19 protein-coding genes and 1 rRNA gene are annotated in these 20,671 nt (G+C 38.6%); 5 read left to right on the top strand and 15 right to left on the bottom strand.

Going from position 1 to position 20,671, the window contains the following annotated elements; genetic code table 11:
- Positions 1–20: 20 nt before the first annotated feature.
- The 4 genes from H131_RS02915 to H131_RS02900 form a co-directional block, all read right to left on the bottom strand.
- The gene (locus tag H131_RS02915) at positions 21–1,328 is read right to left on the bottom strand and encodes a transglutaminase domain-containing protein (RefSeq protein ID WP_230491813.1); all 1,308 of its coding nucleotides are present in this window, start codon (positions 1,326–1,328) and stop codon (positions 21–23) included.
- 128 nt (positions 1,329–1,456) lie between these two features.
- Complete coding sequence (locus H131_RS02910; protein ID WP_010857553.1) at positions 1,457–2,611, bottom strand: transglutaminase domain-containing protein; 1,155 nt, start codon at positions 2,609–2,611, stop codon at positions 1,457–1,459.
- A 269-nt stretch (positions 2,612–2,880) separates the two neighbouring features.
- Complete coding sequence (locus H131_RS02905) at positions 2,881–3,141, bottom strand: metal-sensitive transcriptional regulator (RefSeq protein WP_010857552.1); 261 nt, start codon at positions 3,139–3,141, stop codon at positions 2,881–2,883.
- Between the two features lie 93 nt (positions 3,142–3,234).
- Entirely contained in the window at positions 3,235–3,942 is a 708-nt protein-coding gene (locus H131_RS02900; RefSeq protein WP_010857551.1) for a glycosyltransferase family 2 protein, read from the bottom strand.
- 159 nt (positions 3,943–4,101) lie between these two features.
- Here H131_RS02900 and H131_RS02895 point away from each other — a divergent pair, with 159 nt between their 5' ends.
- The gene (locus H131_RS02895) at positions 4,102–6,045 is read left to right on the top strand and encodes an SEL1-like repeat protein (RefSeq protein ID WP_010857550.1); all 1,944 of its coding nucleotides are present in this window, start codon (positions 4,102–4,104) and stop codon (positions 6,043–6,045) included.
- 86 nt (positions 6,046–6,131) lie between these two features.
- Here H131_RS02895 and H131_RS02890 read toward each other — a convergent pair whose 3' ends face one another.
- Entirely contained in the window at positions 6,132–7,001 is an 870-nt protein-coding gene (locus tag H131_RS02890; protein ID WP_010857549.1) for a LysR family transcriptional regulator, read from the bottom strand.
- 309 nt (positions 7,002–7,310) lie between these two features.
- On the opposite strand from H131_RS02890, the gene H131_RS02885 reads away from it, so the two are divergent.
- Both H131_RS02885 and H131_RS02880 read left to right on the top strand, forming a co-directional pair.
- The gene (locus tag H131_RS02885) at positions 7,311–7,910 is read left to right on the top strand and encodes a nitroreductase family protein (RefSeq protein WP_010857548.1); all 600 of its coding nucleotides are present in this window, start codon (positions 7,311–7,313) and stop codon (positions 7,908–7,910) included.
- Positions 7,911–7,943: 33 nt separating this feature from the next.
- A complete protein-coding gene (locus H131_RS02880; protein ID WP_010857547.1) occupies positions 7,944–8,855 on the top strand; it encodes a DMT family transporter in 912 nt (303 codons plus the stop codon).
- Positions 8,856–9,053: 198 nt separating this feature from the next.
- Here H131_RS02880 and H131_RS02875 read toward each other — a convergent pair whose 3' ends face one another.
- From H131_RS02875 to H131_RS02850, 6 genes are all read right to left on the bottom strand, one after another.
- Positions 9,054–9,464, bottom strand: a complete 411-nt coding sequence (locus H131_RS02875) for a hypothetical protein (RefSeq protein ID WP_010857546.1) — start codon at positions 9,462–9,464, stop codon at positions 9,054–9,056.
- A gap of 72 nt (positions 9,465–9,536) precedes the next feature.
- Positions 9,537–10,913: a HAMP domain-containing sensor histidine kinase gene (locus H131_RS02870; RefSeq protein ID WP_010857545.1), complete on the bottom strand. Its 1,377-nt coding sequence runs from the start codon at positions 10,911–10,913 to the stop codon at positions 9,537–9,539.
- Positions 10,910–11,581 carry a response regulator transcription factor gene (locus tag H131_RS02865; RefSeq protein WP_010857544.1) on the bottom strand — a complete coding sequence of 224 codons (672 nt, stop codon included), beginning with the start codon at positions 11,579–11,581 and terminating at the stop codon, positions 10,910–10,912. Before H131_RS02865 ends, H131_RS02870 begins: the two co-directional genes overlap by 4 nt.
- A gap of 55 nt (positions 11,582–11,636) precedes the next feature.
- Positions 11,637–12,734 (bottom strand): DUF1648 domain-containing protein, encoded by a 1,098-nt coding sequence (locus H131_RS02860; RefSeq protein WP_010857543.1) that lies wholly within the window; start codon positions 12,732–12,734, stop codon positions 11,637–11,639.
- 4 nt (positions 12,735–12,738) lie between these two features.
- On the bottom strand, positions 12,739–13,134 hold the full coding sequence (locus tag H131_RS02855) for a GntR family transcriptional regulator (RefSeq protein ID WP_010857542.1): 396 nt from the start codon (positions 13,132–13,134) through the stop codon (positions 12,739–12,741).
- Positions 13,135–13,300: 166 nt separating this feature from the next.
- Entirely contained in the window at positions 13,301–14,188 is an 888-nt protein-coding gene (locus tag H131_RS02850) for a LysR family transcriptional regulator (RefSeq protein ID WP_010857541.1), read from the bottom strand.
- A 123-nt stretch (positions 14,189–14,311) separates the two neighbouring features.
- On the opposite strand from H131_RS02850, the gene H131_RS02845 reads away from it, so the two are divergent.
- Positions 14,312–14,974 carry an O-methyltransferase gene (locus H131_RS02845; RefSeq protein ID WP_010857540.1) on the top strand — a complete coding sequence of 221 codons (663 nt, stop codon included), beginning with the start codon at positions 14,312–14,314 and terminating at the stop codon, positions 14,972–14,974.
- 130 nt (positions 14,975–15,104) lie between these two features.
- Here H131_RS02845 and H131_RS02840 read toward each other — a convergent pair whose 3' ends face one another.
- The 3 genes from H131_RS02840 to aceA form a co-directional block, all read right to left on the bottom strand.
- Positions 15,105–16,274 (bottom strand): pyridoxal-phosphate-dependent aminotransferase family protein, encoded by a 1,170-nt coding sequence (locus H131_RS02840; protein ID WP_010857539.1) that lies wholly within the window; start codon positions 16,272–16,274, stop codon positions 15,105–15,107.
- A 308-nt stretch (positions 16,275–16,582) separates the two neighbouring features.
- The gene (aceB, locus tag H131_RS02835; RefSeq protein WP_010857538.1) at positions 16,583–18,181 is read right to left on the bottom strand and encodes a malate synthase A; all 1,599 of its coding nucleotides are present in this window, start codon (positions 18,179–18,181) and stop codon (positions 16,583–16,585) included.
- A gap of 110 nt (positions 18,182–18,291) precedes the next feature.
- Positions 18,292–19,575 carry an isocitrate lyase gene (gene aceA, locus H131_RS02830; RefSeq protein WP_010857537.1) on the bottom strand — a complete coding sequence of 428 codons (1,284 nt, stop codon included), beginning with the start codon at positions 19,573–19,575 and terminating at the stop codon, positions 18,292–18,294.
- Between the two features lie 214 nt (positions 19,576–19,789).
- Here aceA and H131_RS02825 point away from each other — a divergent pair, with 214 nt between their 5' ends.
- Positions 19,790–20,461 carry a LytTR family DNA-binding domain-containing protein gene (locus tag H131_RS02825; protein ID WP_010857536.1) on the top strand — a complete coding sequence of 224 codons (672 nt, stop codon included), beginning with the start codon at positions 19,790–19,792 and terminating at the stop codon, positions 20,459–20,461.
- A gap of 105 nt (positions 20,462–20,566) precedes the next feature.
- Here the strand turns inward: H131_RS02825 and rrf are convergent.
- Positions 20,567–20,671, bottom strand: a 5S ribosomal RNA gene (rrf, locus tag H131_RS02820).

Below are 20,671 nucleotides of genomic sequence, written 5' to 3'. Positions count from 1 at the left end.
TCCGCTTGTACTGGATAAAGTTAAAGTGCCATTTTTTTCAGTTCATCAGTCATGAAGTATAAATAACCACCCTTCACGAATAAATCTTTTGTTTCTTCACGATTCAATACTTGTTCACCACTACCATCAGGGCGAATTTTCGATAAATATGCGCCATGTGAATAATTACTATAGTATAACCATCCATCCGCATAAACAATATATTGAGCTCGTGAGCTTGAAATACGCTTCGATTTACCGGTAGAAATATCGAGCACATACAGTTTATTGTCATCAGAGACATTGCTATAAAATAATTGCTGATCTACCTGTGCTGGAAAATCAATATCATGATAGTAGCTATAAATGGTACTTGTTGCTTTCGGATAATCGGCTGCAATCCACGTATGATCTCGCGCCATTGTACGATCATCTACTAAAAAGTATTGGTATCGTACAGCACCCTTACGATCCGGCACTGGGTCGTTCCAAGTTGTATCGAGGTGATACCATTGGCTATCTAGTTTTACTAAGTTCCAAGCATGTCCTTCCTGACCAACATAGCCGATAATGTACTGTGTTTCAATACCGAGTTTTTGTAGCATTGAATGTGCTAATAACGCATAACCTTGGCAAACACCACCATGCTCAGCTAGCACCGTATATGCACTATGTGGACTTGCCTTCGTACTATCAGTATAAGCCGTGTTCGATACAATATAATCATTGACCGCCTTCACTTTTTCTACATCGGTCTTCGCGCTCTTACTAAGAGAGGCCACTATCTCCTGAACATTCATCTCTACATAAGCTGCTTGCTCAGGAGTCATTAAGTAACTTTGTTCTCCGTAAATCGTGGCTTGTTTTTTCCCGTATTCATAACGAATTGAGTGTTTACTAATATGGCCATACACATAATCATCCCGTTTAATGGCACTGTCATAGGCTTCCTCTACTAGCTGCTCTATACGCTGAGTACTGCCCTTATATTGAATTTCGAAAGTTGGTGAAAAACTACTGTAATAAGCATACATTGCATCTGCCAATTCTTTAGCATTCGTTACAACAAGCTTTGCTTCAGGTTTCAGCGCCGGTGCAGTCGTGGCTACTAACTCAGCTTCATCTTTCCTGTCTTCTATTGGGGTGGCTGTTTCGATAGAGGCATCGTCTGAAAATTGTGCTGTGACATCAACGATTTTGTCCTTTGTGGCTAGAAGCATCGTTTGAATTTCATCGTTATTTGCCCATGTCATGACTTGTTGTACTGTCGCTTTACCAGCCGTATATATAGGATCAATAAAAATAACAATAATCAAAATAATGGCTAGTTTTTTCCACAAAATCCTCACCTCCAACCGTTTCCTACTTACATTATATACAAAAAAAGCACAAAGAACTCACTTGGAAGCTCTTTTGTGCTTAGAAATTATAAATGATATATAGAAATCTTTACTCAGTATCTTGTTATGTCTACCTATTAATTAATCTTCAACTTTTGCTCTTTTGCATTCACCTTGTAAACTAAATTATTATCTCTAATCTCTAAATCTGATATTGATTGCTTCACTAGCACGCCCGCTTTTAAGGTTTTTAAATTTAACTTTGTTAAGTAACCACCATTGCTATAGTCGCTATAATACAGGTTGTCGCCAACACCTGTTATATACAATGCACGCGTATCAATCACCTTTGTCTTCTTACCATTCGTTAAGTCGAGCTTATACAATTTATCATTATCTGCTGTATTACTAAAATACAGCGTGTTATTGATTTGATATGAATAATGTACATTTTGCATATAGTTATATGTTGTGCTCGTTGCTTCAGGATAATCTGAAGCAATCCAAGAATGGTCTTTCTTTAGTTGGGCATCTGTTACTAAGAAATAATCGTACGAAGATGCACCTACCCGGTTTGGTAATGGATCATTCCATGTAGTGTCTAAATGATACCACTTGCCATCAATTTTCACCATATTCCAGGCATGGCCTTGATTGCTGTTGACAAAGCCTACTACATACTCCGTTTCAATACCTGCTTGCGTTAACATTTTATATGCTAGTAACGCATAGCCTTGGCATACCGCTTGTCCTTCCATTAGTAATGCGTAAGCACTATGAGGACTTGCTTTCGTTTTATTGCCATATGCTGCATTCGATACAATGTAATCATTAACAGCCTTTACTTTTTGGAATTGTGTCATAGAAGGCTTTATAATCGTTTTTAATACTTGATCAACCTTCTTTTGTACAGCGGCTTCTTGTGTTTGATTCGTAAAATATTTCACTTTAAGTGTCACGTTACCCTCGGAGTCTGAAGTAATACTGACACCCTCCAAATGACCACTTGCATAGGTTGCCTGTTTCTGCGCTTGTTCTAATGACTGCATGATATGTTTATTGAAGTCAGCCATTGGCCCACTATATGTAACTTTAATTTCCGTAGAAAATTCATTCATTTGTTGTACTACTTCATTGATGAATTTATCCCAAGTAGTTACCTTTGAACTGGACATTACATTGGCAGCACTCTTAAGGGAAGTCTCGACTGTATGGTTTTCTGCATTTTGTGCGTATGCAGCAGTTGGGCTTAACATCAATAATGCTACACTACTTAGTAACCATTTTTTCATAATAAATTCTCCTTCCCGTTTATATATTATTCTCACAATAATTATAAAGGAAAAAGTAACTATAAATCTATCGTCCAAGGTCACTACTGTGACTTTGAACTTTAATTTTATATTTATAAATACAGGTATTTACTATCATTATTTACTGAATTAATACTAAAATACAACTTTTTTTTGCACAAAATAAAAAACCCACCAATTACAGTGAGTTTTCTCCTTTTTCTTAACGATAGATGATTATTACAGCTAAACAAATGCATATTGAAATTTTAACGGCTTTTTACAACTAAATTTACAGCCTCTTGAATCACTTCATTCATTTTTTCCCCGTCACCTTCTGCATTTTGTACACATTCTAGAAGATTCGTACTGACTATTACACCAACTGTACGGTCTACAGCTGAACGTACTGCTGACAATTGCGTAATTACTGCCTTACAATCCTTTTCTTCTTCCATCATTTTCAAAATCCCACGTAGCTGACCTTCCATCCGCTTTACTCGATTTTTCACTTGATCTGAATATTCCACATTCATTACTCCTTTTTTTTTATACTCGCTACGTTCCATTGAGTAATTATCATTGTTATCCTTACCCATTATTTCGAAAATACACCTGTAACGTTACTTTCGCCTTGGTTTTAAATAATTTAAAAACATATTTGTAATAACTGTACTTGCATTCGTGACTTCATCATACTGAATTACTGAGTTTTTCTTTAAGCGTAGCTGACCAATTTCTACTTCGAAAATTGGACATTTTCTTTTAAGTGCGGCTACCAGCATATTCGTATCATACTCAAAGCGATCACCTTTCACTTGCATTAGCCACGGCAACTCTTTTATCGATATGTAACGTAGGCCAGATTGTGTATCCATGAGCTTTCTATGAAAAAGCAATTCAAAAAACAAACTTGTTGCTCGATTACCCCAATAGGAGAGAAACGTACTATCGTACGAATGAAAATTGCGAACTCCTAGCACAATTCCTTCAGAAAATACCTTGGTCATCGTTAAAACTAGTTTCACATCTTGCAATGTATGCTGACCATGTGCACCTAGTGTTATAACACCTTGAAAACAGCCTTTTTGCGCCCAAGCATAAGCAAAGGCTGTTTTTAACGCACCACCTTTTCCTATATTCAATTCGTGTTGCAATACGCGGCAATTATCAATTGTGTTCAATTCTTCAAAAACACCGGCATATTTTTGATCACTGCCATCATTTACAATAATAATTTGTGTGATTTTAGTGGCTAATAGTTGATGTACATAGGTTACAAACGATTGTTGCGGATTATATGCTGGAATAATAGCTGCAATATTTTTCATCACTCAATCCCCCAAATGGCTATAAACTAACCCTTATATCAAATAGTATCATGTAACGAGGACAATTCAACTGATGAATCCATTTGAAAAACATCAATAACTCCACTATTTTCCCGATAAATGAAAAAAGAACTGTTTTTTCATTTATTGAAATAGGAGGTGAGTACTATCGTCATACAATATGAAATTCTACGTGAACAATGTAAAAAATTGCATGCATTGTCCCTCATTAATTTAACTAAAAATTTTCAAGATGCTAGTACGACTGCTGTAACAAAACCGGCTGTTTCCTTGCAAAAGTCACGCCTTGTACTTGAGGAAATTTTATATGAAATGTATAAGTTGAAAATGCATACTGAACCTAAGTCAAAAAGTATTCGAACATTCATGAATAATCGTGGTTTTATAGCAAAAATACACCCACGCCGTATTTATTTGCTCATGGATCTTGTCCGAAAAATGACCATTAATAGTAGCAATGCCCTTGTGGAAGCGAAAGCAGCAAAAATTGTTCTCGACTATGTCAGTGATATTGTAGAATGGTTTATCAATCGTTATGATCGTAGCTTTAAGGCTAATACATCCATACAAAAGAGCTCTAAATTTGAAGATATCATGCCCCCATTCGATATGAATATCCTCCGTCTGGAAGACCAACCGTGGGATGATTACGAACATGCCGCTAATTGGTTTGAATTAGCAGCAAGTGAAGGCAATGCAAGCGCACAATATAATTTGGGCGTCTTATACAATCATGGTCGTGGAGTAAAGAAAGACTATAAAATAGCGAAAATGTGGTATGAAAAAGCGGCGGCTCAGAAGGATGCAAGCGCTCTTTATAGCTTAGGCGTACTCTATCATTTAGGACAAGGTATATTACAAAATTATGCTGAAGCTGCTCGCCTTTATAAAGCAGCGGCCGATTTAGGCAATGCTGATGCACAGTACAATCTCGGTGTCCTTCACAATCAAGGATTGGGTATGCCTATTAATTTTTCCGAAGCGGCTAAGTGGTATATTTTAGCGGCCAACCAAGGCTACACAAGTGCTCAAAACAATCTCGGCTTTCTCTATCATAATGGCACGGGAGTCCCACAAAGCTATGAAGAGGCTATAGCCTGTTTTGAAATGGCAGCATCAGCTGGCGATGCAAGTGCACAGTACAATCTAGGCTATATGTATATAAAGGGACGTGGAATTGCACAAGATTTTCACGAAGCCGCAAGATGGTTCCACTTAGCGGCACTACAAGATCATACTAATGCTGAATTTCATTTGGCCATGCTATACAATGCAGGGCAGGGATTACAACAAGATACTGTCGAAGCGTTAAAATGGTTTAAACTTGCGGCCCATAAAGGACATATTAATGCGCAGTATTGCCTTGGTGTACTATATGAAAAAGAAAAAAATAGCACACGTGCTGAACAATGGTTACAACTCGCTGCCGATCAAGGGCACATTAGTGCCAGTTATGAACTTGGTCACCTTTATGTAAATCAACTTCAACAACCTGAAAATGCTTTACACTACTTTAAAATAGCAGCAGAAAAAGGCTATCCTGAGGCTCAATTTGAACTTGGTTTGTTGTATGCGACAGGTGTGGCTATCACGCGAAACTACATGGAAGCTGTTAAATGGTGGCGTGCTGCTACTGACCAATCACATATAAGCGCTGAATATCAGCTAGGGTTGTTATATGAGCAAGGACTAGGCATCACACAGGATTTAGATGAGGCACGACGTTGTTACCGACTCGCTGCGATACAAGGACACGCAGGAGCACAATATCAACTTGGTAATTTATATGACAAGGGGGTAGGTGTCGAGCAAGACTACACGGAAGCAGCAAAATGGATTGAACAGGCTGCAACCAAAGGTCATGCTAAAGCCCAATACCAGCTGGCTCAAATGCATAGTCATGGACAGGGCGTACCGAAGAATTTTGCAAAGGCTGCTCAGCTGTATCGACTGGCTGCCAATCAGGGTCACCAAAAAGCACAATTTCAGCTTGGTATGCTCTATAGAAAAGGTCAAGGCGTTGCACAGGATTATAGCGAGGCAACACGCTGGCTAAAAAAGTCGCTAGAATTATTACATTAATTAATGCAGGCATAATAGTGCCCAGATTTTCAATTGCGCTGTCACAATTCAAAATCTGGGCTATTTGTAGGTGAATTTTAATTTAACTAAAACTTTTCTATCATCAGTTTTATAAAAGCTTCTGCTGCTTTACTTAAGTATCTATCATTGCGGTAAACGATATCAAGTTCACGTATTGGCGCGTTTTCAATTGGAATAGAAACGATGCCAAGTGAGTGAAAGTTCTCTATGAGCTGGCTCGGTTGGATCGTAGCACCAATATCTTCTTGGACAAGTTGGAATAGAGAGGTGGCAGAGCCAGTTTCCATAACACTATCTATGGTGATTCCTTGTTTAACACACCATGTATCAATTAAATCACGACCACACTTTCCCTGAGGGTACAACACAAGTGGAATGTTGGCCAACTCTGCTGGTGTAATACTTTTCTTTTGAGCAAAGTCGTGTTTTTCATTTACAAATAAGCTATATGTTTCTGTATAGAACGGTGTTTGTCTCAGACGACTGTCTGCATCCATTTTTAAGCTAATGCCAATATCAACATCATTATTTAACACCCTCGACAAACTTTCAATAGTCGGAAACACTTGCACTTTCGTATTGAGGAATTCCTTTCGAAACTCAATTAAGATTTCTGTCAAACGATAGTCAAGATCGGAGGGTAACACAGCAATGCGTAAACGCCCGGTATGCAAATCGTTCAAATCAGCGATTGCTTTTTTGGCATTATCCAGTTGCTGAATTACTTGTAACGCATAGCACTCAAGTAACTCCCCCGCCTCCGTTTTCGCTATCTTTTTTCCCATTCGATCGAATAACGGTACACCTAATTCATCCTCCAGTACACGTATTTGCTGGCTCAAAGTCGGTTGCGAAATCCCTATTTTAAAAGCCGCTTCAGAAAAGTGTAGTTCTTTACAAAGCATGAGAAAATATTGCAGTTGTCTAATTTCCATCTCATATCCCTCCCTTTCTATAGTCTCACGCTATCATAATCATAGAAAAAATAGAATTGAACTATTATAAAATAAATTCTACAATGAATTCAACGTGAAAGAAAGGAGTTTTATAAAGTGCAACTTTAATCAGTGGGGAGGGTTCTCCATTACCTGTTAACCAATGGGGCTTTTACGGTCAGGTGATCGAACACTTCCTTCACTCGGTGCCATCTTTCAACTTGTGGTGGGCACCTTACTGACCGTTTATGCGGGATAAAGCAGTAAAATTAAAGGACAAATCATTCATTCGAAAAGGGGTCTTCAAATATGAAAAATAATTATATTGAAATGATGGAAAAACGACGTTCAATTTACGTCATCGGTAAAAATGTTGAACAGACTGAGGAAGCGTTACTAAATACAATTACAGATGCCATCAAGCATAGCCCAAGTGCTTTCAACTCACAAACTTCAAGAGCAGTCGTTTTATTTAATGAACACCATATGAAATTATGGGCCATTGTCGAAGAGAAATTACGCGCTATTGTACCCGTAGAACGTTTCACAGCAACAGAAGAAAAATTAGCAACTTTTAGCGCTGGATTCGCTTCTATTTTATTCTTCGAGGATCAAGATATCATCAAGCAGTTTCAAGATCAATTTTCTTTATATGCAGATCAATTTCCTATCTGGTCTGAACAAGCAACTGGAATCGCGCAACATTCTGTATGGACTGCTTTAGCTCAAGAAGGACTCGGTGCTTCACTGCAGCACTATAATCCACTCATCGATCAGGCAGTGAAAGATGAATGGAAAATTCCTGATATATGGAAATTAACTGGCCAAATGCCATTTGGAAGTATTGAAGCAGCACCTGGCGAAAAAGAATTTATAGCAGATGCAGGACGCATTATAGTGTTCAACTAATTTCCATAATAACAGAATTGGAGTCTGCCTCTAATGACAACCATTACGAAAGCTTATTTCGCAGCAACCTTATATGCACTAATTGTAGGCTTTTCGTTCATGTTTACAAAACTGAGCCTTAATGTGGCCACTCCGATTGATACGTTGGCTCACCGTTTTACCATTGCTTTCATCATTGCCAGTACATTGATTGGTTTGAAACAAGTTCGCTTAAATTTATCTAAAATGATTGTATGGAGAATTCTTCCGCTAGCTTTGATTTATCCAATTTTATTTTTCATATTTCAAACTTTCGGCCTGGTCTATACATCCTCATCGGAAGCTGGTATCATTCAAGCGACTGTTCCGATTTTCACATTGCTTTTAGCGTCGCTGTTTTTGAAAGAATATACAACCCCTTTGCAAAAAGTATCGGTGCTATTATCGGTTTCTGGTGTCATCTACATTTTCATGATGAATGGAGCAGCTATAAACGCCCAAAACCTGAAAGGAATTATCCTTATTCTTCTTTCAGCTTTAACTGGTGCGTGTAATACCGTTCTTGCACGAAAACTCGTAAAACAGTATTCGTTTTTCACAGTAACCTATGTCATGACATTCTTCGGCTTCATATTTTTCAATGTGACAGCTGTTAGTAATCATGCAATGACAAGAACAATGCCTGAATTCATAGCACCATTTTCAAACCCGACTTTCATCGTTGCCATCATTTCCTTAGGTGCCTTTTCGTCTCTAGCTACGTCATTCTTTTCAAACTATGCACTATCGCATATAGAGGCGGCTAAGATGAGCGTTTTCAATAATTTAGCCACCTTAATTTCAATAATAGCGGGCGTCTTCTTCCTGAATGAAACTATCGAACTGTATCATATTATTGGTACCTTTATCATTCTAGTTGGTGTGACAGGAACGATTTACTGCAAAAAAATAAAAGAGGCCGTATAAGACAATGAAGCGGCGATAAGATGACTTGGGTATGCTGAATATGCTGCCGGAGTCATCTTTTTCACATTCATCACCCTCTTGAATACGCCTCCATTTTTCATCTTTGATATAGGCACTTTTTTAATGTTTAAACTGCCCCCTGTCAACTAGACAGAGGGCAGTTCAGTTTCCACTATTCAGGTATCATTCACTTCCAAATTAACAAGAATGTTTCATTTCTTCTTTTTGATTTATCATAAATGTCACAACAATAAATAATGCAAAGCTAATTAATAAAGTTGTCCCACCAACAATAAAGAAGACCATTGTAAATGTATTGCTAAAATTAAACGGATTAATATTGTAGAACCACATCCCCAAAGTTAAACCAAAGACACCCAAAATTGCACTCCAACCGTGTGCTGCTACTAATTTTTTAGATTTCACTTTGAAAGCACGGTAGAAAATTCCCCAAGCAAACATACTTAACCATCCAACAAGTAAAATGTGTGCATGAATTGGTCGATACTCATAACTACCTGATCCTGACATATGTGAACCTAAGTACGTTCCTAATAATGCAAAAATTGCAGCCAGTCGGATAAGGCGTAAACTCCATTTTTGTTCCATACAATCATTCCTCCTAAGTTTTTTCACTTACTTAGAAGTCTACCGAGTGAATATGAACTTTACATGAACTCCTCATGACAATTTCGGTAGGCGGATTCGAACCTTAGTTCCCGAATTTAGAGTACTCTCCATCTGAACCTCCCCACCGTGCAACTCAGCAATTTGCTTAACAATGGCTAAACCTAGGCCGGTTCCCTGTTTTGTTCTTGATTCATCCGCACGATAAAAACGGTCATATACCTTCTCCAATTGTTCTGCTGTCATACCAATGCCACTATCCTGTATTAAGACTTCGACAAAAGTTGCATGTTCTTGCATATGAATATGGATTTCGCCACTCTCAACATTGTATTTAATGGCATTTGTTAGTAAATTATCCCATACATTTTGTAAAAGCCCCGCATCACCTTCATACATAACAGCATCTAGCTGATACGTTAACTGCACACTTGCCTCCTCTAGCTGCCAACGATATTTACGCACCGTATCCTTCAACTGCTCGTCCACACGATACGGTTCACGCTTTAATAATCTTGTCGATTGGTCCAGGGATGTCAGCAAGAGTAATTGTTTCGTTAATGTCGAAAGTCGTTTCGTTTCCAGCTCGATAATCGTAGCGTATTCTTGTTTTTCCTTTTCTGAAAGCAGTGGATTTTTCAGCAAATCTACGTAGCCTTGAATATTTAATAAAGGTGATTGAAAATCATGAGATACATTGCTAATAAATTCTTTACGAATTCGATCATTTTCCTGTAATTTCTCGGTCATCACATTAAAGCTGTCTGCCAGTTGCCCAATCTCATCCGCACGGTCTATTTCTAGCAGCGTATCAAACTTCTCATGTGCGAGCTGATGCGTTGCCTCTGTTAACTGTGTAATAGGGCGAATTAATGCCTTGGCAAATAGTAGCATGGCTAGCAAGCTTAGGACTGCCATGACAAGAATTAATCCACCTAGAATTGTATGCACCTCCGAGAACAACAGGCGAATATCCGGTCGGATGAACAATGCATATTGCTCATTTTCATACGTAAAAGGCACCCCGATTGTGTTAATTAGTTCATTGGCAAAAAAACCTGTCACAAATGTCTCCTTCGGAAAATCACGCATACCGTGATAAATTCCTCCGTCTAATACCTGTTGAATAACACTAGTTGATAAAGTTTTTTCTCGATATTCACCGCCGTAAAAATGACCTTCCTCGCCGGTTGTGACATAAATTTGATAGCCAATCTCTCCGAGTGTTGTTAAATAATTATCTAAATCTACAGGGTTAGCAGACTGGATATATTCCGCAATATTTGTCGCAATGTCAACATTTTTTGTATCATTTTGTTCCTTGGTCACTTGATGATAGTAAGTGTTTGTTATTAAAAAACCGATACACAAGCTACCAATCATGATAAGTATGGTCGTGACAACAAACTTGCTATATAACGTTTTATTCATGCTATTACCTCTAGCTTATAGCCTACGCCACGTACAGTTGTAATCTCCACATCTGTATCATACCGATGTAATCGCTCACGAACCCGCTTCACATGTGTATTTAACGTTTGTTCGTTTCCTTCATAATCATAGCCCCAAACTTGTTCCATTATCATACTGCGCGTAAATACCTGATTCGGGCGTGACGCTAGCAGTGCTAATAATTCAAATTCCTTTAGAGGCAAAATAAGTGTGTCCTCGCCAATAGCAACCTCAAAGCTTCTGCGATCAATTAACAATTTTCCAACCTGCACCGTCACCTGATTCTTCTTATCGAGTCTACGTAAAATGGCCGCTATGCGAAATAATAGCTCTTTTGGTTCAAATGGTTTGACAACATAGTCATCTGAACCCGCTAAAAACCCACGTTCTTTGTCTTCTAGTTCGCCCTTTGCCGTTAATAACAACACTGGAATATCATAATCCTGACTCAGTGTTTCCGTTAGTGTAAAACCATCCATACCTGGCATCATTACATCAATTACAGCCAAATCAGGCAAGTCGCATTCAAGCAATTGTAACGCCTGTTCACCATTTTCTGCCTGTAATACCTGATAGCCTTCACGTGTTAAATAAATATTGATTAACTGTAAAATATGCACATCATCATCCACAACTAAAATCTTCACTCATTCTTACCTCCATTCAAAAAGGGCCACTACCTAGTGTAATGACCCATTCATTTTATAATGAAATTATAGAAATCAACAGCAATATAACTAATGGTAATACAATGACGATATAGCCCCTTGGGTTCGCCAAATTCATTGTCCAGCCGACACCAAAGCGCTTCTCTACAAAAACAGAGGGATCCTGGGAATTCATATAAACCAGTCCCCCCTTCCAATAACGATCCTCATCAACATCCATCACTTCTGACACTACATTGTCTACATAACTTAACCTCAACTGACGTTTCTTCCATACGTAAACAAGTAGTGAACCTAGCACTAGTGCCAAAAATGCGATAAACACTGGTAATAAAATTTTCCCTTCAGCCATCGAAGGATAGATATTACTTAGTTGTAATACCGTCAACAATGTAGTAAGGGTATAACTTAATAGCACAATGTTCCAGCTCATGTATTTTCGTGTTTTTAACTGATCTTCTAAAGACTCCTCTGGGCGATTAACAGATAATTTTATCGCTGAACGGTTAACAGAATCTGCAATGCCCCACATCATACATTGCAGCATCAGCATAATTAGCGGTAGAGAAATCGCAGTAAAATACGTTTTCTCTTTCCATGTATCTGCCTCTCCAGTAGGGCCCCAATGCACAGCGATATCGTTTGGTATTTGTTCATAATGCAGCACTGTGAATATCATTAAAAATACAGTTACCCCTATAGGAACCGCATAGAATGGCCAAGGGAGCATTTCATCACGACTACGTGCAGTTAAATCCACTGCACGCACTTGCTTTATATTCATTCCCCATTGCTCTTCTTTTTTCAATTTAGTAATCTTCAGGTGATTCAACCAGTATAGCACCATACTCACAGCAAGCATCCCATATAAAATTCCAAGTAGAAGGGCACCTTGTGCGATTTCAGAAGGCGCAAACATCCAATTTACAACGAGCATAATAACTAACAATACTGCTCCAGCAACCCCTACTATTTGGGCATAACGCTTTTTCACAATACCTAATGCTGGATGCTTTACATGTTGTTCAGGTACCGTTACACCGAATACAATTGTCTCTTGTACTATATACGGAATAAACACTTGCAAAGCCAATGTTATGATATACGAAATTGTAAAAACAGCTAGTAGCATCTTGCTACACTCCTTCTGCCGGCATTTGTAAATCCGCAAAGACCTTTTTCATCATAAACTCAATTTGGTCTACGGTGGCGCCTAGCACCATTCCTTCCGCCACAAGAGGCTTCAAGTTTTTTTCAATTTGCTGTAATTGCTCAGGTGTAACCGTACGCTCCTCTGCTGAACGAATAATTGCCCCCGATTTAGCACGAATCGTTAAAATACCTTTCGCCTCTAGCTCATGATAGCTTTTATTGACTGTATGCATATTTACACCCAAGTCGGACGCTAGATTACGTACCGATGGCAATGTATCTCCTGGCTTCATATCTCCTCTAGCAATCCCTTCGATAATTTGTCGTGTTACCTGCTCATAAATTGGCACATCCGACTGTGGCTCTATTTGAATTAACACTCTTATCAGCTCCATCTTTGTTATATAAATAATATAACAAACAACCCGCGTAAATGCATTGGAAAAGACTGTTGATATATATGGTTTTACGACCAAATGAAAGCAATAACACGCCAAGCTAAATGACATCCTTTTGACTTATTGCTCCCCTTAGCGGTATAAAAGTTCATAGAGAATTTTTAATAATCTCTATAAATTTTTGTACAAGTACGCTTTGTTTTTCATCCTTTCTTGTACATATTGCAATTTTATGTTTACTATCTACATTTTGAACATAAACTCTCGCCAATTGACCACTATCTACATACTCACGAACAGCAAGCGATGAAATGAAATTTGCGCCATAGCCAGCCATTACTGAACGAATGGTTTCATTCATTCCATTAAATTGCAAGGATATTTTCGGGGGTTTTACTTGATATGTTTGGCATAACGAAAAAAGGTGTTCTCTCATCGAACTTCCTTCTTCACGCATAATAAATGGTTCTCTAACCATATCAGCTAATGTAATGTCCTGATTGGCATAATGATGGTCTGGTGATACAACAAACCAAAGTTCATCTTCAAATAATTCTTCCCATGTTACTTCCTCTGGTCTTTCTGATACGCCGCCTCCATAAATTGCAATATCAGCTTTATAATACATGAGTTGTTCAAAAGCATCCTTCGTATTAGTAGTCGTAATGATTAAATTAACATCCTCATTTGCACCTTTAAATGTGGCTGCCCATTGAGGAATTAAAAAATTCGCAGGTAAATACGTGGCGACAAGATGGATTGTGCCTGCCTTGGCTAGCCGATAATCCTCAATGAATGATTCAATATGCTCTTCAAGCGCAACAAGATTATATGCTTTTTCAGCTAATGCTTCACCGAATTCAGTTAACACAACGCCTCGCCCGTGTTGCTTAAATAAAGGAATGCCAAGTTCATTTTCAAATTTTTTAATTTGGCTAGAAACAGCCGGTTGGCTAATACATAGCAGTTCAGCTGCTTTTGTAAAACTTCCTGTAATCGCTACCTGATAAAACAATTTTAAGCCATGTAAATTCATGATTTCACCTCTACTCATAACTAAATGTTATGAATGAATAATAATAATATATTTTTATTATGATTCATTCTATCATACACTTTTGTTGCAAGTACAAAACACAATAGAAAAGAGGATACTATGATGTTGAACAACGTTTGGAAAGATGTAGATGAATATTTTATTGATAAACTAATACCTTCTGATAAAACACTAGAGGGAGTATTACAAACAAATAAAGAAGCTGGTATTCCAGAAATAGATGTTTCACCAACACAAGGTAAATTTCTATATCTATTGGCTAAAATTAAGGGAGCTAAAAATATTCTAGAAATAGGCACTCTTGGTGGCTATAGTAGCATATGGTTTGCACGTGCCCTCCCTGAAACAGGTAAAGTATATACGCTTGAAATTGAACCAAAGTATGCAAAAATAGCTAAACAAAATATACAAAATGCAGGTTGCGCAAACAAAGTAGAAGTCCTCGTAGGTAGAGCATTAGATACCTTGCCTACCCTAAAAGATAAAGGCCTATTATTTGATTTAATTTTTATTGATGCTGATAAGCCCAATAATCCTCATTACTTGAAATGGGCATTAGCATTAGCGAATAACGGGGCACTTATAATCGGGGATAATGTCGTTCGAAACGGAGAAGTAATTGACGAAAAAAGTGAAGATGAACGCGTACAAGGTGTACGTCAATTTATGGATTTATTAGAAAAAGAACCTCGTATCGAATCTACAGCCATACAAACAGTTGGTAATAAAGGATATGATGGCTTTGTGATAAGTATTGTTAGATAGCTTACTACGGTAAAATTGCATGATAGCCTAGACATCCACTTTTCTTTTGATGAGTCACAGTAGCGAAAACGTTTAATACCTTTATTAAAAGAAAGCTGTGTCACAATTAATTGGACACAGCTTTCTTTAACTATTTGATAGTTACAGCTAATTCCTCTTTTAAGCGTAAAATAGCAGCTTCTACATCTACTGCTTTACCTACCTCATTTAACGCTTCACCGATTAGCTTAACTGCTTCTTCAAGCATCACTGGCGTAGTATTCCCCATATGCCCGATGCGGAATGCTTTTCCAGCTAAATGTGCTAATGAGCCCGCTACGATCACACCTTTTTCCGCTAACTTTGCACGGAATCTTACATCCTCTACCCCTTCTGGATACAACATGCAACTCAGCGTTGGCGCAGCAACTGCTTCTTCTGCAAGTGCGATCATACCATACATAGATAATGCAGCTCGCACTGCACGGCCATATGCAATATGACGAGCCTCCCGCTTCGTGATACCTTCATCTAAGATAATGTTCATCGCCACATCATACGCATAAATTAAATTTACAGGCGGTGTTGCAAAATATTTACCCGGATCATTCATTACCGCAATCCAATTTGTGATATCACTGTAGTACGCAGGGATTGTACCTAATGCTTCTCGTGCCTTTAAAGCCGATTGATTGAAGGCAATTATTGCTAAACCAGGCGGTACACCGATAGCCTTTTGTGAACCTGTTAACACTACGTCTAATTTGTAATCAGGGTGTCCGTATTCCTTGCTCATATTTTCATCAAGAGCCGCTGTTGCGACCACACCGTCCAGAATTACAAGTGCACCGGTCTTTTTAATGACTGGCACTAATGCATCTAAATCTGATAAGACACCTGTAGATGTATCTGCATGTGTAATCGTCACAGCCTTAAAATTGCCCACTGTTAATTTTTTCTGAATGACTGATACTTCTACTTGTTTCCCCCATTCAGCCTGAATCACCTCAACATTGATACCATATGCAGTTGCTAGTGGCGTAAAACGATCACCAAAGTAACCATGACTTATTACCAGTAGATTTTCGCCTCTACCCACTGTATTGACAATTGCCATCTCCATCGCCAGTGTACCAGAGCCAGCTATTACAAAAACCTCACCGTCTGTCTGTAACAGTTTTTTAGTTTGTTCTAACGCATTTTTATAAATATTTACGAAACGTGGATCGGTATGCCCTCTTGTTTCACTTGCTAATGCATCGTAAATTTCATCAACTACTGGTGTTGGTCCAGGAACTAGTAACATTTCTTTATTACGCATTTCTTTTCCCCCTTGTGTTATACTTGCCCATCCTCTAAATGTATTCTTTCATACACAACATAATCCTTCCAAATATACAAAAAATGCCCTGAGAGCCTCCCATCTAAGCTCACAAGACATCTTTCACCCCTTGTTAAATCTCTTTACTTATAATTTATAAGTAGACCCCTTTTATTGAAACTATGCTCATTTTCTTTCGTAAGGAACGATGTAACAACCTCGGTCGTTACATCAGTGGAAAGTGGACTGCATTCGAGTTCAGCCCACTGTATTAAGGTTGAACATGTTCGTTAGTAGATTCACATCAATTAAGTTAATCTTTCATAGCCTGGAAGTGTCAGGAATTCCACGAATTCATCTTGCTCAATTAAAGATTTAAACAGTTCAGCAGCTTCATCATAGCGACCACTGTTATAAGCCTGCTTCCCAACAGCCTCTGTAATTTTCACAAGCTCCTCTTCCAAGATTTCTAGCACAAATGCTAGTGTAATACCACGACCATCATTTAAAATACCTTTTGGATGACGAATCCATTGCCATACTTGTGTACGGGAAATTTCTGCTGTCGCAGCATCCTCCATCAGGTTATTAATTGGTGCAGCACCGTTACCACGTAACCAAGAAGCAATATACTGAACCCCAACACTACAGTTCATACGAAGACCTTCAATTGTAATTGTACCTTCTGGAACGGATACTAAATCTTCAGCAGTCACGCTTACATCCTCACGTTTTTTATCGATTTGGTTTGGTGTTTTCATAATCGCATCAAACTGCTCCATTGCTGTTGCAACCATGCCTGGATGCGCTACCCACGTGCCATCATGGCCATCTGTTACTTCACGACGTTTATCTTCAGCAACCTTTGCAAATGCTACTGCATTCGCTTCGTCATCACCTTTAACCGGTATTTGCGCTGCCATTCCACCCATCGCAGGTGCGTTGCGTTTGTGACATGTTTGAATACATAAAGAAGTATAAGCCTTCATAAATGGTACCGTCATCGTTACTTGGCCACGATCAGGTAAAATTACATCAGGTTGATTGCGCAGACGTTTGATATAGCTGAAGATATAATCCCATCGCCCACAGTTCAGACCAGCTGAATGTTCACGTAACTCATATAAAATTTCATCCATTTCAAATGCAGCTAAAATGGTTTCGATTAAAACGGTTGCCTTAATCGTACCTTGCGGAATGTCGATATATTGTTGAGCAAAGATGAATACATCATTCCATAAGCGAGCCTCTAAATGACTTTCAAGCTTCGGAAGGTAAAAGTATGGACCTGTACCTTTTGTCAGTGCGTTTTTTGCATTATGGAATAGATATAGACCGAAGTCAAAGAAGCTACCAGATATCGGTTCACCGTCTACTTGCACATTCTTTTCAAGTAAATGAAGTCCACGTGGACGTACTAATAATACGGCTGTTTCTTTGTTTAATTTATACGTTTTACCATTTGACTCTTGTGTAAATTCAATTGTCTTATTAATAGCATCACGCATATTAATTTGACCGCCAATCATGTTTTCCCATGTAGGAGCGGATGCATCTTCAAAGCAAGCCATAAACATTCTTGCACTAGAGTTTAACGCATTGATAACCATTTTACGGTCAACAGGCCCTGTAATTTCTACACGGCGATCCTGTAAATCAGCTGGAAGTGGTGCAATTGTCCAATCTCCCTCACGAATTGCCTTTGTCTCTGATAAGAAGTCGAGTTTTTCACCAGCATCAAGGCGTTTTTGACGTTCTTGGCGAGCCTCTAAAAGTTCATTACGACGAACATCAAATTTTTCATGTAGGGCAAGAACAAACTCAAGGGCTTCCGGTGTCAAAATTTCTTTTGTTTGCTCATTTTGTTCCCCAACAATTTTAAGCTTACCTGTAGTTGCTTGTTCCATTCGTAGTTTCCCCCACCTTTGCGATTTTAAGTGCAGTCCTCCCCCGCTTAGGAGGGGCGGAGGAGACTGAGCTATGATTATGAATTTAGGAACCGATGTACTTAACTATCTTATACGAACTGTTCTGTTTCTGTAGAACCGGCCATTGCAGTTGTAGAAGATGTGCCACCTGAAATAACTTGTGATACGTCATCAAAGTAACCAGTACCCACTTCACGTTGGTGACGAGTAGCTGTATAGCCTTTTGATTCAGAAGCAAATTCAGCTTGTTGAAGCTTAGAATATGCAGCCATACCGTTATCTTTATAGTCATGTGCAAGCTCGAACATAGAGTGGTTTAAAGCATGGAAGCCAGCTAATGTAACGAATTGGAATTTATATCCTAGTTTTCCAAGTTCGCGTTGGTATTCAGCAATTTCTTCTTCTGAAAGATTAGCTTTCCAATTGAAAGAAGGTGAACAGTTGTAAGCAAGCATTTTACCTGGGAACTCAGCATGGATTGCTGTTGCAAATTCACGTGCTTCCTCAAGAGATGGCTTAGAAGTTTCGCACCAGATTAAATCTGCATATGGCGCATAAGCTAAACCGCGTGCAATCGCTTGTTTAATACCTGGTTTTGTACGGAAGAAACCTTCAGGTGTACGTTCGCCAGTGATAAATTCAGCATCACGTGGATCTATATCAGAAGTTACCATATCAGCAGCATCAGCATCCGTACGTGCGATTAAAATCGTATCAACACCCATTACGTCTGTTGCAAGACGTGCAGCAATTAAGTTACGAACAGCGTTTTGTGTCGGTAGTAATACTTTACCGCCTAGATGACCACATTTTTTCTCAGAGGCTAATTGGTCTTCTAAGTGAACACCAGCTGCTCCTGCTTCAATCATCCCTTTTACAAGCTCAAATACATTTAAAGGACCACCAAACCCAGCTTCAGCATCCGCTACGATTGGCGCGAACCAATCGAAATTATCTACGCGACCTTCAGCATGGTCAATTTGATCAGCACGTTGTAACGCTTGGTTAATGCGTTTTACTACTGCTGGTACAGAGTTTGCTGGGTATAATGATTGGTCAGGGTACATTTGACCAGAAAGGTTAGCGTCAGCAGCCACTTGCCAACCTGATAAATAGATTGCTTGTAATCCCGCTTTAACTTGTTGAACCGCTTGATTACCAGTTAAGGCACCCAATGCATTTATGAATGGTTCCTCATGTAAAGAGTTCCAAAGTCGTGCAGCACCTTTAGTTGCTAGAGTTTGTTCAAGTACAACAGAGCCTTGTAATTTAACTACTTCTTCAGCCGTATATGCGCGTTCAATGCCTGCCCAACGTGGGTTTTCTGCCCATTTTTTCTCTAAAGTTTGGATTTTTTCTTGACGTGTTGACATATTAAAATTCCACCTTCCCCTTTGTGTAAAATATACTCTGTTAAAAAACTTTTAAGCATCTGTTCCATAACAGGTTTATTTGTTGTAAATTAATATATAACAGAACATCTGAATTTTCACTATTTTTAGATAAAAGGCCAAATTTTTATGATGAAACCTCATTTTTCAGCGACGAAATTTGGTAAACTGTTTACAAACAAGGGGGTTATTCTCAATGAAGAGTGAGTACAACTTATCAGCAAAAGATATTTCACAACAGTATATTACGATGTTAAAAGACTGGATTCCATCCAATTCTTCCATCGCTATTGCTGTTCAAAATACTTATATCTATTTTCATTCTGGTCATCAAAGTCTTCTTTTGGAGGTAGGACAGCAAGTTCAATCTGGCAGCATTGCAGAGAAGGTATTACACACAAAAATACGAACAGATGCCATCTTAGACAATTCTCTTTTTGATACGCCTTACTACGGGATAGGTTATCCGATTTATATTCAAGATGTTCCAGCAGCACTTGTAGTAGTGCTCCCTTCAACCTTCTCTGTACAAAAATTAGAACCTTATCAATTTTTAACTGGCAAACAGAATGAGGATTGGTACCCTGTTGCAATAGGTAAAATTTCCCACATTGAAAGTCTTCAGAAAAAAACGTGGTTTTATCTAGAGGGAGAACAGTTTAAAACAAGCATCACATTGAAAGATTTACAGATGCGACTACCATCATTCTTTATTCGCATTCATAGATCCTATATTGTTAATATTTATTTTATAAAAAAAATGTCCCGTGATCTTACTTCAAATTTTATTGTCACGTTAACGGATGGATGTGAATTGCCGGTCAGCCAATCTTATATCAATAACCTTCGCAATGCCCTTGAATTTTAAAATATAATATAAAAACAGCTGCCCTATGAACTTTCATTCATTAGAGAGCAGCTGTCATTCGTAATATAATAAAAGCCTGAGAATAAATTCTCAGGCTTTATGTGTGCCTAGCGACGTCCTACTCTCACAGGGGGAAGCCCCCAACTACCATCGGCGCTAAAGAGCTTAACTTCCGTGTTCGGTATGGGAACGGGTGTGACCTCTTTGCCA

The sequence above is a fragment of the Lysinibacillus sphaericus OT4b.31 genome, assembly GCF_000392615.1.
Lineage (GTDB): Bacteria > Bacillota > Bacilli > Bacillales_A > Planococcaceae > Lysinibacillus > Lysinibacillus sphaericus_B.
This window is presented reverse-complemented; position numbering and strand designations above follow the sequence as displayed.

What these genes read in the sequence shown, in the direction of transcription:
- H131_RS02910 (WP_010857553.1), bottom strand. Translation starts at nt 2,611, where the DNA reads ATGAAAAAATGGTTACTAAGTAGTGTAGCATTATTGATGTTAAGCCCA.
- H131_RS02900 (WP_010857551.1), bottom strand. Translation starts at nt 3,942, where the DNA reads ATGAAAAATATTGCAGCTATTATTCCAGCATATAATCCGCAACAATCG.
- H131_RS02890 (WP_010857549.1), bottom strand. Translation starts at nt 7,001, where the DNA reads ATGGAAATTAGACAACTGCAATATTTTCTCATGCTTTGTAAAGAACTA.
- H131_RS02885 (WP_010857548.1), top strand. Translation starts at nt 7,311, where the DNA reads ATGAAAAATAATTATATTGAAATGATGGAAAAACGACGTTCAATTTAC.
- H131_RS02880 (WP_010857547.1), top strand. Translation starts at nt 7,944, where the DNA reads ATGACAACCATTACGAAAGCTTATTTCGCAGCAACCTTATATGCACTA.
- H131_RS02875 (WP_010857546.1), bottom strand. Translation starts at nt 9,464, where the DNA reads ATGGAACAAAAATGGAGTTTACGCCTTATCCGACTGGCTGCAATTTTT.
- H131_RS02870 (WP_010857545.1), bottom strand. Translation starts at nt 10,913, where the DNA reads ATGAATAAAACGTTATATAGCAAGTTTGTTGTCACGACCATACTTATC.
- H131_RS02860 (WP_010857543.1), bottom strand. Translation starts at nt 12,734, where the DNA reads ATGCTACTAGCTGTTTTTACAATTTCGTATATCATAACATTGGCTTTG.
- H131_RS02850 (WP_010857541.1), bottom strand. Translation starts at nt 14,188, where the DNA reads ATGAATTTACATGGCTTAAAATTGTTTTATCAGGTAGCGATTACAGGA.
- H131_RS02845 (WP_010857540.1), top strand. Translation starts at nt 14,312, where the DNA reads ATGTTGAACAACGTTTGGAAAGATGTAGATGAATATTTTATTGATAAA.
- H131_RS02840 (WP_010857539.1), bottom strand. Translation starts at nt 16,274, where the DNA reads ATGCGTAATAAAGAAATGTTACTAGTTCCTGGACCAACACCAGTAGTT.
- aceB (WP_010857538.1), bottom strand. Translation starts at nt 18,181, where the DNA reads ATGGAACAAGCAACTACAGGTAAGCTTAAAATTGTTGGGGAACAAAAT.
- aceA (WP_010857537.1), bottom strand. Translation starts at nt 19,575, where the DNA reads ATGTCAACACGTCAAGAAAAAATCCAAACTTTAGAGAAAAAATGGGCA.
- H131_RS02825 (WP_010857536.1), top strand. Translation starts at nt 19,790, where the DNA reads ATGAAGAGTGAGTACAACTTATCAGCAAAAGATATTTCACAACAGTAT.